Source organism: Geomesophilobacter sediminis (assembly GCF_016458275.1).
Classification (GTDB): Bacteria; Desulfobacterota; Desulfuromonadia; order Geobacterales; family Geobacteraceae; genus Geomesophilobacter; species Geomesophilobacter sediminis.
In genome coordinates this window covers 64,180-79,335 of sequence record NZ_JAEMHM010000023.1, presented here as the reverse complement: position 1 = coordinate 79,335, position 15,156 = coordinate 64,180, and the positions used below count along the sequence as shown (strand labels likewise).

The following is a 15,156-nucleotide window of genomic DNA, read 5'->3' as shown; positions in this document are numbered from 1 at the left end:
CTCCGCTCATTGTTCCCACCCGTTTTTCTTGATCAACTGCGGATCAGCCCCCTTGCCGAGCTGGGTGATGTAGCACCCCCGGGCCGCGTAGCGCTGGGAGGCCCCGAAACCGACCCGCCCGTAGAGCGGATAGTACTGGTCCATCATGGCGCCGAGGACGTCCAAAAAGGCGTCCCGGTAGTAGTTGTCCCGCATATCCATGAGGGCCGTGGTCACCAGTTCCACCATGCCGCGGGTGAGCGCCTGGACCGTCTCGACCCGGTCCTTGAGCGGCACTTCGCCCTGGCGCAGCGCGGTCTTCGAATCCCCCTGCACCGAAACCCGCCCCATCCCGATCTTCGGCTGGTAGGGGGAAAACGAGAAGGGATAGGTGAGGTAGGTGAAGCCGCGCAGCTCCTCCTTGATGCTCCACAGGCCCTTGCCGAGGTAGCGCCCGGAAAGGAACACCCGGGGACGCTCCTTGCGGGAGGCAAGCGAATCCAGCGCCCCAAGGGCGGTCGCATCGTCCCAAACCAGAAGCACCGCCGGCTTTTCCCGCGCCAGCACCTTGTCCAGCAGAGCCCGGTCCAGCCTTTCCCCGGCCGCAATGTTGACCGTCACCGGCACCGGGTGCCCCAGCTCGCTCCAGGTCTTCTGAAAACCGGCGGCCAGGGCCCGGCCGCGGTTCGAGCTCCGGACCAGCTGCACGACCTTCGGCTCTTTGGCGACCTCCTCCCCGTTCAGGTAGCGCGCCGCCCCCTCCCCTTCCTGGTAGTACCCCTTGGAAAGGTAGAGGGTGTACCAGTCGGAATCGGTAATGGCCGGGAAATCGGTGAGCGGGAAGAGGCACGGCAGGCCGTTATCCTCGCTGAAGCGGTGCACCGGCGTCCAGTCGCGGTGGCTGATCCCTCCGATCAGGGCAAAGACCGGTTCCTTGCGGTAGAGCTCCTCCAACTGGGCCCGCCAGGTCTCCGGGGCCCCCTTGAGCACCCAGGTGGAAAGGGAGAGCTGCCGGACGGTGAGGTCTCTGGATCCCAGCATGTTCTCGGCCATCAGCCGGCCCCGGCTGTTCATCCGGCTGCCGAAGGCCCGGGACTGGCTGTTCTTGATGGCGATGTACTGGTTCAGGACCCCGAGCATGGCGTCCCGCTCTTCCTGCGGGACGTCTTCGGTGATCACCGTGGCGAACTTGAGGGTGTTCGAGGTGACCCCGGGAGAGTAGTTGACCGAAAGGTTCTTGAGGTAGTCGAGCAGGATCTTCGCATCGGCGTCGGAGAGGTCATAGCGGGGCATGACGTTGTTGAACTCGCGCCCGGCGGGGTCCTTCCCGTCGCGGATCGCCGCGAGCAGGGTGGCGTCCGTATAAGCGGGACGGAGCTGGGTGACCGGGTAGTTCGCCTTGAAGAAGATCTGCCGCGGCTGGAAGAGCCGGTTCACGGTGATCGGCGGGGTGAAGACGTTTTCCTCCAAAGCCCCGATCCCGCTGCGCAGATGGCAGCTGGCACAGGAAAAGGTGGTGCCGCGGGCTGCCGGGTCCCCCTTCACCTTCACGTGCTGTCCGGAGGGGAGGATGCCGTTGCGGTAGATCCGCTCCCCCTGCTTGAGCCGCTCGGCAGGGACCGGATTAGGATCGGCCGAAGCGGACCAGGCGGCGACGGATGGCACCAGCAATAAAAGGGCAAGGAGGCAAAGCAGCGCCCGGTTCCTGAAGTTCACTATTTTCCTGATTCTCTTCATCCGCGCTCCAAAGATGGTGGTTTGAAGTCCCCCTTTGAGAAGGGGGATTTAGGGGGATTTGGTTTTTTGCAGGTTCCAGCTAAAGGCAAATCCCCCCCGCCCCCCTTCGCAAAGGGGGGAGTTCAAGGGCTTACCATCCCCCCGAGGGGCACCTTCTTACATGTCGAAGAGGTAGATCCCCTTCAGGACGGTCTTGCCGCTCTTGGTGAAGGTGAAACGCACCTCCCAGTCCCCGGGCATGGCTATGTTCACCGGGAGGAGATAGACCCCCTTGTTGGAAAGGGAGAATTTCTGCCCACCGGTGGAATGGGCGCCGCGCATCGACGGCATGTCCACATCGCCGATCACGGTGTAGGAGGTGTCCCGCTTGCCGTCCCGGGTAAAGATCTCCACGCGCATGATACAGGTCCCCATCTTGGGGCGTTTGTCGAAGCCGTAGGTGAAATAGTGGCCCGCATCCAGGGTTACCCGCTCCCCGGGCTTGGGGAGGGTGCGGTAGGCATTCGCCCCGTCCGCGGGGGAGCCGGCAAAAAGCAGCACCGGAGTGGCAACGGCGAGCAGCATGGCAACGGCGATGGCATAAAAGAACTTTTTCATGTTATTCCCTCTGTCAAACATAATATTTGCAACATTGGATGTGATAAAAGGATTGGTCGACTCTACCATTAGCCAGCATTCACACTACTAGCAACCTTGTCCCGAGGGACGACAAATAGATTAGCAGGGGAATTTGAGGAGACAAGCAAAAAAAGCGACTGTCTTGAGGAAGTTAAGTCAATGTCAGGAAGGTGAGGTAGAGATTTCAGAATCGTCAGGTTGCCCTCAGAGTGCTGAGAGACTCTCATTTGATGGAGAGAAGAGACTTCTTCGCCATGAACGCCGCCCGGTGCCGGGCCCGGCGCCTCGGCCCTCCCCTACCGGCTCGCCGGCACCGATTTTGCGGCCATTTCGGTGCTGGTCACCGCATCGAGCACCGTGATCGGGGAAAGGGACACGTCGCTGGCGTCGCCCCACTTGTTGAAGCGAAAGCCGCGGAACTCGGCGCGCCAGCTGTTGTCGGCGTAAACCGTCACCAGGAGATATCCGAAGTAGGGGTTGTCCCGGTTCGCCAGAACCTTCTGCAGCTGGTAGCGCGGCGCCCCGGGGTAGGTCCCGGCGGAGCCGTCCCCTTTGTAGTCATAGTTTCCCGCCCCGCCGGTGCCGACCACGAAAGCGGGGACCCGGCGCCCCTCGACATCGGTGAAGACCCCGCGCAGGTAGAGATGGTCGTGCCCGGCGAAATAGGTCCCGTTGTGGCTCCCCAGCGCCCGCAGCAGCGCGTCGCGGCTGTCCGGATCGTTGGCGAGGCAATCGGTGTGGCTGGAAGGGGTCAGCATCTCGTGCCCCATCACGAAGGTCACCCCGGAGCTGGAGCGCTCGATCTCATCCAGGACCCACCGGTTCATCATCTGCCCGCGGTTGGCTCCCGGAGCGAAGCGGGTGTTGTCGAAACCGGGCTGGCGCCCGGCGTACTGGTCAAAGGCGATGAACCGGGCGTTTTTGTACCCGAAGGAGTAGGTCAGCCCCTTCTCCCCTGCCGGCCCGTTGAGCGGCATGGGGAAACTCTGCAGGAAGGTGCCCACCGGAGAATCGGGATTCTTCGCGCCGTGCCGGGAGGGACGGTACTCGTGGTTGCCGCGGGTGACGTAGACCGGGATCCCGGCATCGTAGACCGGCGCCATCGCCTTCTTCCAGCTCTTCAGCATCGACTCCTCGCGCTGCGGGTCGTTGGTCCCCGAGGCCATGTCGCCCGGGAAAAGCACCAGGTCGAGCCGCTGCGCCGCAATGTCCCGGGCGATGGCATTGACCACGACGGTGGCGACGCCGTTGTCCCGCGCGGCCCAACCACCTTCGGCGCGGCTGTCGTCGGTGACCGCGAAACGGAAGCTGACCGGGGCGCCGGCGAATGCCAGCGAGCTCCCGCCGAAGATGGCGCCGAGGGCCGCGGCGATGACGCAGCGGCAGACAAAGGGAGAGACGACGGGAAGGTGATTGCCGAGGATCATGCTGCCTCCGGATTGAAGTTTGATGTTGCCTCGATGCAGGCACCCCAGGCGGCGCTCCCTGCCCCCGCCAAAATAGTCGTGCCTCCCGACCGTGTCAATACCAGGGAAGCTGACTCAGCAAAGCCTAATCATTTTGTATACAGGACCAAAGAGGACTTTTTGCTCTAGAATTCACTACTGACATTTGCGGAAAAGTGTGTTATTTTGCTGAAACTTCGAAACTATCGCTTCCTACGATACACATGATCGCCCCACCATAGAGCATAAAAAGCTAACGAGTGTAAAGCAATCCGACACTCTCTTTAAGAGAAGCTAGTTTTCAGATTGTGATCCCTGACTGTCCCAAGAGTCCTTGTGACAATACTTCGCCCCAGCAAGGAAAGAGGAAACATGATCAAGGTCGTTTCCGTCTTCGGCACCCGGCCGGAGGCCACCAAGATGGCGCCGGTGGCGCAGGAACTGGAACAGCGGCAAAGCGGCGGGGAGCCGGCGCGGTGAGGCCCTTGCGCTGGCATACCCCGGCCCTGCTGGGATCGTTCCTGATGGTGCTGGTGATCTCCTCTGCCGCGGGGGCGGCCTCGTATTCCATCGAGGAGAAGGACCTATTCCATTACACGGTCCAGTTCCCCGATGCGCCAGCAAGCTGCACCCAGGTAACTTCCGGCAACCTCCCCACCGGTTCCCATCTCGATCCGGCCACCGGTCTTTTCACCTGGGTCCCCGATTTCGGCAGCGCCGGGAGCTACCCGGTCAGCTTCTCCTGCGCCGACAACCCGGGCGGCACCCCGAACCAGATTACCGTCGACGTCGCGGCCGCCGCTGCCGTGCCCGTGGTCGCGACCACCCCCAAAGTCTCCCTGGTCGCCGGCGCAGCCGCCGGCACCGATCAGGACAACGACCGGCAGAGCCTCGCTACCATGCTCGGGGTGTACGGGCTGAACGTGGAGCGCGTGGACGACCTCGCCGCTTCCTTTGCCGCCGGCACCGTGGGCGACATCCTGGTGCTGCCGTCCTCTGCGGCGCGGGCCCTCTCCGCCGATGCCGTCCAGCAAGTCGTCTCCTATGTGGAGGAAGGGGGATCGATCCTCCTCTTCGGCAAAAGCTCCTTGAGCGAGGCGCTCGGCATCTCCTACTCCGGCGGCAGCGGCACCGTCACCCAATTCGTCGACTACCTGAACCCGCAGCTGTTCCAGATCTGGGCCGATGGGGAACCGGTCGATTTCTTCGACACCGCCGCCGGCGACACCGTCTTTTCCTACGACCAGGCAACGGGACGTCCCATCGCCATCGGGCGCCGCAACGGGGCGGGGGCCATCCTCTACGTCGGGACCGATTACTACGACCACTTCTCGACCTACGGGACCAAGGGGCACCCCTACCTCCTGTACCATTTCGCGGACCACTTCCGCCTCAAGCCCGCCGTCTCCGCCGGCTCCATCGACGCCTACTTCGATCCGGGGAACTACGACCTGAGCAAAGTCTACGTGGAGGACCTGGTGCGGGGCTGGGCCGGGCGCGGCATCACCACCGTCTACGCTGCCGGGTGGCACTTCTGGATCAACGAGCAGACCGCGCAGGAATGGACCTTCGGGTACCAGCACCTGATCGACGTCTGTCACCTCTGGGGGATCAAGGTCTACGCATGGTTCGCAATCCCGCACGTCAGCCAGAAGTTCTGGTTCACCCGACCCGAGTGCCGGGAACAGACCGCCGGCGCCGGCGAGAACTATGCGTTCTGGCGGCTGATGGTCAACCTGCAGAACCCGGTCTGCCTCGGGTCGGTCCAGCAGTTCGTCGACGACGTACTTACCGGCTACGACTGGGACGGCGTCAACCTCGCCGAGATCTACTACGACAACGAAGCGGCCTCGCTGCAGTACTTCACCCCGATGAACGTCGACTTCCGGCAGAACTATGCGGCCATCTCCGGTCTGGACCCGATCGTCTTCTTTGACCCCGCCTCCCCGCATTACTATCTCAACGATCCGACCGCATGGGGCCAGTTTCTCCAGTATCGGGAGAACGTCGTGACCGGGCTGCACCACACCTTCCTCGACGGGATTTTTCACAACCCGAAGGCGGCGGATCTCGACGTGATCCTGACCGCCGTGGACAGCCAGAACTACAGCTACCCCGACGTTACCCAAAAGAGCTTTACCGACACCGGCGTCGATCTCCCGGCGATCCTCGGCTTCATGAACACCTTCGATTTCGCGGTTCAGGTTGAAGATCCCTGGCAGTTCTGGAGTTCCAATCCGTACCGCTACGGCGACTTCAAAAACACCTACCAGAATGAATTCCCGCATCTGAAGGCTGATCCCAGCGCACTCATGTTCGACGTCAACATCGTCACCCAGTCCCACGTCGGGTCCAATGGGCTCCCCGCCTTTCATTTCCCGGCCAACATCCAGACCGGGCAGGAATTCTCGCTGCTGCTCAAGAACATGTTCTCCGACAGCAACCGCCTGGCCCTCTTCTCGGAGAACACGGTCCAGGCCGAGGACTTCGCCCGCCTGAAGTGGGCCCTGGCCGCCGACACCACGGTCACCCGCCCCGACGCGGCCACGGTCTCCTACTCCGCGAAACGGACCGTGAAGCTCGAAGGGGAGCATTTCGACCGGGTTTCCCTGGACGGCAGGGAATGGCCGGGGTGGAGCAGCGTGGACAACGGCATCCTCCTGCCGACAGGGGATCACACGGTACGGCTGGTGCGCGGCGAGTATTACAACGGGATCCGGCTGGTCTCGGCCAGTTGCCTGCTCCACGATGCCGCGGTGGTGCCGGGAGGCATCAGCGCCGATTACGAATCGCCCCGGCAGAAAGGGGTCCTTACCGTCGAGGCGTTCGCCAAGCTGGACAGCGAGCCGTTCCGGGTCCTGGTGGACGGGCAGACCTACGACGCCCCGATCTACCCGTTCTACGGCCAGTACCGGCTCTTCCTCCCCAAGGGAAGGCACACCGTGCAGGTCTACGTGATGCACGACCTCACCCCGTCCGCGGGGCAGCAGGGGCCGATCCCCATCAACCGGCCGATCACCGTGACCTTCACCGTCCCCATCGACCCGGCGACCCTGACCACCGCGACGCTGATCGTAACCGATGCCGCCGGCCACGTTCTCTCCGGCACGGTCAGCTACGACGCCGCGACCATGACCGCCAGCTTCACACCGGACCAGCCGCTGGCCGCAGGCTCCGGCTACACCGTCACGGTCACCGCCCAGGTCAAGGACATCTTCGGTCGCTCGGTCGCCGGGGGGCGCGCCCTTCCGATCGCCACCGACTCCTACGGCGACATCAACAACAACGGCAAGGTCGACCTCGCGGCCGCCCTGAAGTTTTTCCGGGTCGCGGTAGGGCTGGAGCCGCAGCCGGCGGTCGATCCGGGTCGGATCATCCTGGCGCCGGTGAACCGTGCCACCGGGAAACCGCAGCCGGCTCCCGGCCGCACCAAGATCAACCTGCAGGACGTCGTCGCCGTCCTGGAAAGGATCGTAGGGCTTTGGTAACCATCAATGTGAAAAAGCGGGGTCTGGGGTCCGGGATCGGGGATCGGGGCGTGGAGGAAAGCAGGTCCATATCTCGGGCCTCGAGCGCCAGCCCTGTGGGAGCGCCCTTCCGGGCGCGATTGACCACCGCCTTTCGCACCGGTAAGGGCGCTCCCCCAGCTATGCCGGCCTGGTTTCTCGCGTCGATCATCCTGCTTTTCGCCGCGGCGCTGATCAGTGCCTGCGGGGGCGGCGGTTCAGGCTCGGGGTCGAGCACCATCGCCGTGAAACTCGCCACGGTCGCCCAGCCGGGCCAAACGCCGCAGGCCAAGGGCATCACCGTCACCCTGCTGCTGCCGCAAGGGGTCACGCTGCGCACGGTGACCGGAACGCGGCAGACCGCGCCGGGGGTATTCCGCTTTTCGGGAGCGGCCCCCTTCGCCAATGTCACCTCGCAGCTCTTTCCGCGCCCGCTGTTCGGGACCTATTCCGCCGGCTCCCCGGGCCGAAACGCGGTTACCCTGGCCTTTACCAGCCCGGTCGCGTTCGGCGCCGGTGAGTTTGCCACTTTATCGTGCGAAGTGCCGGCCGGCGTCACCGCCCCCGCCGCCAGCTTCCAGATCCTCGATTTCCACGCATCCGGCGACAGCGCTACGCAGTTCGCCGACGACATCACCGCGCAGTTCCAGGCCCCGACGGTCACCCTGGTGCCGTAGCCGGCCAGTTTCAGGTAATCAATGGCTTTATCCTTCGTAGACTATCTCGCGTACATCATGGTCGGGTTCAAGGGGCTTCTCTTCCTGGTCGCCGGCATCTTCCTGGTCAGCGGCATCGACGACCTCGTCGTCGACGTCATCTACTTCACCCGTTCCATCTACCGCGCCCTGTTCGTGTGGAAGCGGCACCGGCGGATGACCGAACAGGAACTCCTCGCCGTCCCCGAGCAGCCGATCGCCGTCATGGTACCGGCCTGGAACGAGTCGGCGATCATCTTTTCGATGGTCAACAACACCATCGCCACCCTCAACTATTCGAACTTCCACGTCTTCATCGGGACCTACCCCAACGACCTGGACACCCAGCGCGAGGTGGCCCGGCTGCGCGAACTGCACGACAACATCCATTGCATCGTCTGCCGCGACCCCGGCCCGACCAGCAAGGCCGACTGCCTCAACTGGGTCTACTGGGGAATCAAGGACTTCGAGAAAGCCAACGGCTTCGAGTTCCCCATCTTCGTCATGGAGGATGCCGAGGACATCATCCACCCGCTGGCGCTGAAACTCATGAACTACCTGATCCCGCGCAAGAACATGGTGCAGCTCCCGGTGGTCCCTTTCGAGCCGGCCCACTGGTACCAGCTCACCCGTGCCCATTACATGGACGAGTTCGCCGAGAACCACCACAAAAACATGGTGATCCGGGAAGTCTTCGGCCGCGGCATCCCCTGCGCCGGGGTGGGGTGCGGTTTCTCCCGCGAGGCGCTGGAAATCCTCTCCAGCGACAACGAGCAGCACATGGTCTTCAAGCTCGGCTCGCTCACCGAAGACTACGAGATGGGGATGCGCCTCAAGGCGGTCGGGGTGGAACGGGCCATCTTCGTCAAGTTCCCGATCCGGCGCACCGTCCCCCGCAAATCCCGCCTCACCGGCAAGACGCGCCAGGTGGAGAAGGACGAACTGGTGTCCATCCGCAACGTCTTCCCGGCCACCATGAAGGCGGCGGTGCGCCAGAAGTCGCGCTGGATCGCGGGGATCGCCCTGCAGGGTTGGGAGAACCTGCGCTGGGAGGGTGACTTTCTGACCAAGTACGTCCTGTTCAAGGACCGCAAGGCGCTTTTGACCAGCCAGGTGAACATGCTGGGGTACCTGGTCATCCTGTTCGTCCTCGGCTACTACCTGGTGGTCTGGCTCCACCCGGACGCCTACCGGTATCCCCCCCTGGTGGAGCAGGGATCGCTCCTTTGGCACATCATCCAGGTCACCACGATCTTTTTGTTCCTCCGCCTGGCGGTCCGGATGTACTGCGTCTACCGGTTTTACGACCTGAAGCGGGCGCTTTTGTCGGTGGTCAACTTCGTCTGGGCCAACTTCGTCAACTTTTTCGCCACCAACCGGGCGCTGTTTCTCTTCTACCAGTACCTGGTCACCGGCAAGTGGATCAAGTGGGACCACACCCAGCACGCCCCCCCTTCCGAGGAGGAGCTTTCCGCCTTCCGCCGGCGCATCGGCGACATGCTCGTGGAGCGCAGGCTGATCAACTTCACCCAGCTCGAAGAGGCGATCGCCGAACAGAAGCGCAGCGGGCGGCTTCTGGGCGACATCCTGATGCAAAAAGGGCTGGTGAGCGAGGACGAGCTGGTGCAGACCCTGGGGATGCAGCTGCGCATCACCACCCGGGAGATCGATCCGTACCAGACGCCGCTGGAGCTTTTGCGGCTCTTGCCGCGCGAGCTCGCGGTCCGCTACTCGGTCTTCCCGGTCGAGCTCAAGGAAAACCGGCTCATCCTGGCCGCCGCCGCGCTGCCGCACCGCGACGAGCTGAGCGCCATCGAGCAAGCGGTGGCGATGCCGGTCGAACTCTGCCTCACCGCGAAGAGCAGCCTCTCCTTCTCGATCCAGCGCGGCTACGAGCGGCTGGAGCAGGGTGAGAGCGACCGTCCCAAGCTCGGGGAGCTCCTTTTGGAAAAGAACCTGGTGACCCCGGAGACCCTGCGCGAGGCACTCAAGCGGCAAAGGAAAAGCTACGCGCGCCTGGGGGACATCCTCCTCGACGAGGGGATGATCACGGTCCACGAGTTGAACAGCGCCTTCGACCAGCAGGTCCAGAACCCCGGCGAGCGGCTGGGCGAGTTCCTGGTGCGCCAGGGCTTCCTCACCGACCAGCAGCTGGAGCGGGCCACCAAGCTGCAAAAGACCCGTTTCCGTGCGCTGGGCGACATCCTTTCCGAAATGGGCGCGGTGACCCAGGAGACGGTCACCGCCCTCTTGCACGAGATCAACCAGAGGAGGCGCCGGGCATGAAGTGCCGTTACCCTTTTGCCTTCCCGCGCAGCGCATCCCGCAAGGGGCACACCCGCTCCGGCGCCCGGTTGGCCGCTCTCCTTTTCCTGCTGGCACTCAGCGCCGGCGCGCCGGCCGGGGCCGCCGAGACGCCGGCCTACCGCCCCGACCTCGCCTACTACCTGCACAAGTACCTCGGCCCCAAGGAAGAGAAGCTCGTCCTGGACGAGGTCAAGCGCTACCGCTCCTACCCGCGCCTGGACCGGGCCTACCGGATGCAGCGCGCCGGCAGGCTCGCCGAAGCGCGCTCGGAATTCGAGGCCTACCTCACCCTGGTCCCCGAGGACATCCGCTCGCGCCTCTCCTACGTGGCGCTTTTGGAGCGGATGGGGCTCTACCGCGAGGAGATCGCCCAGTCCGACGTCGTCCTGAAGCGCTTCCCCAACTTCGTCCCGGCGGCGCTTTACAAGGCGCAGGCGCTGGGACGGCTCGGCGATCCGGTTCAGGCCCTGGCCCTTTTGGAAAAGGTGGCGGCAACCCCGGGAATCCGCTCCGAGGACCGGATCTTCGCCCTCTCCGCGGGAGCCGATCTCGCCGTCTCCGGAAAAGACCATGCCGCGGCGGCCCGGCTCTTCGTGGCGCTCGCCGAGGCGCAGCCGACCTACCGGCGCTGGCTCGATGCGGGATCGTTTTTGCAAAAGGCGGGACGACTCCCCGATGCCCTTAATGCCTACGCGGCGGCGGAACAGCACGCCAGCACCGCGCCGGAGCGGCTGGCGGCCGCACTGGAACAGGCCGAGGTGGCCAGGAAACTGAACCTCCCCGACCGGGCCCGGCACGCCTTGGAGACGGTAGCCGCCAACGATCCCGGAAACCGCGCCGCCCTGCGCGCCCTCGCCGACGCCGCCTATCACGCCGGAAACCTGCGCGAGGCGGAGAAGTGGCTGGCCCAGTTGGTCCGCCACGGGAAAGCCACTCCCCAGGACCGGCTATTCCTGGCCAACCTCTACGTAAAGCGCAACGACTACGCCGCCGCGATCCCGCAGCTGAAAGCGGCGATCGCCCAGCAGGGGAACCGGGCCGGTGCGGAGACGCTCGCCGAGCTCGCCCAGGTGCTGGAATCTGCCGGCAATCTCAAGGAAAGCGCCCACGCCTACCGGCAGCTCGTCGCCCGGCACCCGAACCATGGGGACGCGCAGTTCCGGTTCGGGGTCCTGCTGGTCCGGCTGGAGCAGTGGGCCCAGGCGGTGCCGGTCCTGGAACGCGCCCTCGCCCTGGAGTTGACCGACAAGGAGCGCCGCGACGCCCATGCCAACCTGGCGCTCGCCTTGGAGAAGAGCGGCCGGTACCGCGACGCGGCGGCCGAACTGGAAAAGGGGCTTCCCGAGGGGGGCGACCCGCACCGAGCGGAGCTCCTGATACGCCAGGCCCGGCTCCTTACCTTGGCGGGGACGACCGACGAGGCGCTCTCCCGCCTGGAGCGCGCCCTGGCAACGCCGGGGATCTCCGCCGAGCTCACCCTTCAGGCGCACCGGGAAAAAAGTGCGGCGCTGGAGAAGGCTGGCCAGAGCGCAGCCGCGGCAGCAGAGCTGGAAAAGGCCCTCTCCTCCGGCCCGGCCGATCCGGCCGAGATGATCCGCCTGGCCCGGCTCCTGGAGGCCGGCGGCAACCACGCCGAATCGCTGCGCCGCCTGGACCAGGTGCTCGCCTTGGCCGCGCTCGCTCCTTCGCTGCGCCGCGACGCGCTACGGCAGAAAGGGGTCATCCTGGAGCGGGAGCGGCACCCCCTGGAAGCGGCGCAGCAGTTCGAACAGCTGGTCCAGTCGGGCGACGACACTGCCGCTACCCTCCTGACCCTGGCGAACCTCTACGACGCCGCCGGCAGACCGGAAGCGGCCATCCCTCGCTTTCAGCAGGTCCTGGCCCGAAAGGCTGCGGCAGCGGCCGATCGCTGTTCGGCGGCCGAAGCGCTCGCCCAGGACCGGTTGAAACTCAATCAGACCGATGAGGCGGAAACGGCCCTTGCCGCGTCGCTGCGCCTGTGCGGCGAAAACCGGCAGCGGCACTACTATCTCGGTCTGGTCCGTTATAAGCAAAGGCGCTGGGATGAAGCGCTGGAACAGTTCACCCTCGCCGACCCGGAAGCAAAGGAGCCGGCCACCCTGCTCCAGATGGCCCTGTGCCAAAAGGAACTGGACCGCCCCGGCGTCGCCATCCACTACCTCCAGATCGCCCGGCGCCAGCCGGACAAATCCAAGGAGCTTACCCGCCGGATCGAGGCGACCCTCGGCTATCTCTACGCCGAAGAACACGCCTACGACAATGCGGCGCAAGCCTTCTCCCTGGCCTTGGCCGGCGGGCCGGATCCGGTGCTCAACCTGAAACTCGCCGGCATGCTGCAGCGCGCCGGGAAAGAAACGGAGAGTGGCGCGGTGCTCGATCAGGTCGACCCGAAGCAGCTTTCTCCCGAGGACCGGTTGGAATACCAGGACCTGAAAGCGGCCCAGCTGGAAAAGCAGGGGCACCTCCCCGAGGCGCTGGCGCTTCTGGAGGAAAACCGAAAACAGCAGCCGACCGCGGCACGCAGCCACGCCCTCGGCGTTCTCTACCTCAAGGCCGGGGAGCGGGCCAAGGCGATCGACCGGTTCCGCGCCGCGCGGGAAAAGGAGCCGGAGCGCGACGAGTACCTCCTCGCGCTGGGCTATGCCTATCTCGCCGAGGACCGCTTCACCGACGCCATCCCGCTGTTCAAGAAGGTGGCGGCACGCAACCCGGACAACGTGAAACTGCGCGAGGAACTCGGCTACGCCAACGAGCACGCGGGCCGAAACGAAGAGGCGGACCGCTGGTTCGCCGAGGCGCTGGAGCGCCTCCCGGAGCTTGCCGCGGACGGTTCCGAGGAAAGTCTCGCCCGCGAGCAGGATGCCTATCGTCTCCGCTCCGAGCTGGCAAAGCTCCGCCGCACCTTCACCGCCACCGCCTATGCCTCCTACCGGGCCGGCAAGGCGCAGACCACCCTGGTCACCAACAACAGCACCACCGTGGCGGGGCTGAACGGCCAGCTCGGCGTGGAAGCGGCCTACCGCCCGCCGAAGATCGGCCTGATCGACGACCGGATCCTCGAGGTGTTCGGCCGGGTCTTCGGCGACCTCCATCCGGACCGGCTCACCTACAACGGGACCTCCACCCAGGCGGGGCTGGGAGTGCGTTACAAGCTCCTCAAGGAGGAAAACCTCTGGATCAGCGGCGAGCGGCTCTTCCGGATCGGCCGAAACGGCATGGCCGACTGGCTCGGCCGGCTCCTCTACTCCCGGGGCGCCGGGTTCGAACCGACCCCTTGGGAGAAAAGCACCGACTACTACCTCATCTACGGGGAGTTGGACGGGTACCTCACCGCCCACACCGTCGCCACCTATACCGAACTCCGCAAGGGACGCGCCTTTACCCTGCGGCCCGACACCTTGCTTTCCCCCTACCTCGTGCTCGACGCGCGCTGGCAGTCACCCTACGGGGTCGGCGGCGACTACGCCGAGGGGGGAGCCGGCCTCTCGCTGCGGTACTTCTTCAATGAAACGCGCGGGGAGACCTACCGGAGTTCGGTCGACCTGTCGGTGAGCTACAAGCATGGCTACTTCTACGGCAGGGGAACCGGGAACGACCGCGGCGGCTACGACACCGCGGTGGTCGGCGTGGGGGTGAACTTCTGATGGCGATGATGTCGGCGACGAAGTGGTTCAGCAGCTTCCGGGCTGGGACGGCGATCGCGCTTTTTCTGCTCTTCGTGGCAAGGCTGGGAACCGCCGCTCCTTTGGCAAAGCCGGCCCCGGCCGGCGCCCCGGCAGCCCCAGCGGTGCAGAAACAGCCCGTGTTGGACGGGACCTTCATCCAGCTCGTCGAGAAGCACGGCAATTGGGAACCGGCCCGGTGGGAGAAGCTTTTCGACGAACTGCAGGGGATCGGGGTACGCCGGGTGGTGGTGCAGTGGTCGCTTCTGGATAACCGTGCCTTCTTTGCCACCGGGAGCTTCGCCGCCGTGCCGAAGCCGCCGGTGGAGACGATCCTGGCCCTGGCGGCGCAGCGGAAGATGACGGTCTACCTGGGCCTGGCGGCGGATTCGCAGTACTGGGAGAAGATCAAGGACCAGGCGCGGCGTGAGGAATACCTGAAAAGGCTGCGCTGGAAATCCGAGCGGGTGGCGCGGGAACTGGTCAATACCGCCGCGCGCTATCCCTCTTTTGCCGGGTGGTACCTCCCGGAGGAGATCGACGACCTGAACTGGCGCGAGCCGGCCGCACGGACGCTTTTGTACCGGCACGTCGCGCAGACCTCGGCCTATCTGAAGCAGCTCACCCCGCGGGGGGAGGTGCTCATTTCCGGTTTTACCCGGGGACGGATGGACCCGGAAACCTACCGTGAGTTCTGGCGGGAGCTTTTGCAGGAAAGCGCGGCGGATGAACTTCTTTTTCAGGATGGAGCCGGTACCGGCCAACTCCCCGGCGCGCTCCTCCCGATCTACCTGGCGGCGGTGCGCGGTGCCGCGGACGATGCCCAAAAGCGGCTCCAGGTGGTGGTGGAACTCTTCACGCTGCTGTCGGAAGCGCCGTTTAAGGCGGTCCCGGCTCCGTTTGCGCGGGTGAAGGGGCAGTTGCAGCAAGCGGCGCAATATGCCAGCGGGGGGATCGAAGCCTTCAGCGTCCCCGACTACCTCTCCCCGGACGCCGGGCCGGCGGCGGGCGAGCTTTTGCGGGAGTACCGGAAGTACCTGGGAACGCTTCCGGCGAAACCTTGAGCTGAACGAACCCCATCCTCACCCTGTCCCTCTCCTTGAAGGAGAGGGAACCTTGAAGCCGGCCCTCTACTTTGTTGCGTACCCATCGGATATTTCTGCGGTGGTTAAGGCCTTGTGGAAAA

General features: G+C 64.9%; 8 protein-coding genes. 5 read left to right on the top strand and 3 right to left on the bottom strand.

The annotated features are described in order from the left end of the window. Nucleotides 1-6: 6 nt before the first annotated feature. The 3 genes from JFN93_RS22095 to JFN93_RS22085 form a co-directional block, all read right to left on the bottom strand. On the bottom strand, nucleotides 7-1,716 hold the full coding sequence (locus JFN93_RS22095) for an ABC transporter substrate-binding protein (protein ID WP_199386519.1): 1,710 nt from the start codon (nucleotides 1,714-1,716) through the stop codon (nucleotides 7-9). Nucleotides 1,717-1,872: 156 nt separating this feature from the next. After that, the gene (locus JFN93_RS22090; protein ID WP_199386510.1) at nucleotides 1,873-2,313 is read right to left on the bottom strand and encodes a hypothetical protein; all 441 of its coding nucleotides are present in this window, start codon (nucleotides 2,311-2,313) and stop codon (nucleotides 1,873-1,875) included. Nucleotides 2,314-2,630: 317 nt separating this feature from the next. Then, on the bottom strand, nucleotides 2,631-3,761 hold the full coding sequence (locus JFN93_RS22085) for a metallophosphoesterase family protein (RefSeq protein WP_199386508.1): 1,131 nt from the start codon (nucleotides 3,759-3,761) through the stop codon (nucleotides 2,631-2,633). Between the two features lie 503 nt (nucleotides 3,762-4,264). Between JFN93_RS22085 and JFN93_RS22080 the strand changes: the two genes are divergently transcribed. The 5 genes from JFN93_RS22080 to JFN93_RS22060 all read left to right on the top strand — a co-directional run bounded on the left by JFN93_RS22080 (nucleotide 4,265) and on the right by JFN93_RS22060 (nucleotide 15,034). Then, nucleotides 4,265-7,267 carry an Ig-like domain-containing protein gene (locus JFN93_RS22080; RefSeq protein WP_199386498.1) on the top strand — a complete coding sequence of 1,001 codons (3,003 nt, stop codon included), beginning with the start codon at nucleotides 4,265-4,267 and terminating at the stop codon, nucleotides 7,265-7,267. Between the two features lie 161 nt (nucleotides 7,268-7,428). Further along, nucleotides 7,429-7,962: a hypothetical protein gene (locus tag JFN93_RS22075; RefSeq protein ID WP_199386489.1), complete on the top strand. Its 534-nt coding sequence runs from the start codon at nucleotides 7,429-7,431 to the stop codon at nucleotides 7,960-7,962. Nucleotides 7,963-7,983: 21 nt separating this feature from the next. Continuing rightward, a complete protein-coding gene (locus JFN93_RS22070; RefSeq protein ID WP_199386481.1) occupies nucleotides 7,984-10,266 on the top strand; it encodes a glycosyl transferase family protein in 2,283 nt (760 codons plus the stop codon). Then, complete coding sequence (locus JFN93_RS22065) at nucleotides 10,263-13,952, top strand: tetratricopeptide repeat protein (RefSeq protein ID WP_199386474.1); 3,690 nt, start codon at nucleotides 10,263-10,265, stop codon at nucleotides 13,950-13,952. Before JFN93_RS22070 ends, JFN93_RS22065 begins: the two co-directional genes overlap by 4 nt. Then, complete coding sequence (locus tag JFN93_RS22060; RefSeq protein WP_199386472.1) at nucleotides 13,952-15,034, top strand: DUF4434 domain-containing protein; 1,083 nt, start codon at nucleotides 13,952-13,954, stop codon at nucleotides 15,032-15,034. The genes JFN93_RS22065 and JFN93_RS22060 overlap by 1 nt, the downstream gene beginning before the upstream one ends. Nucleotides 15,035-15,156 lie beyond the last annotated feature (122 nt).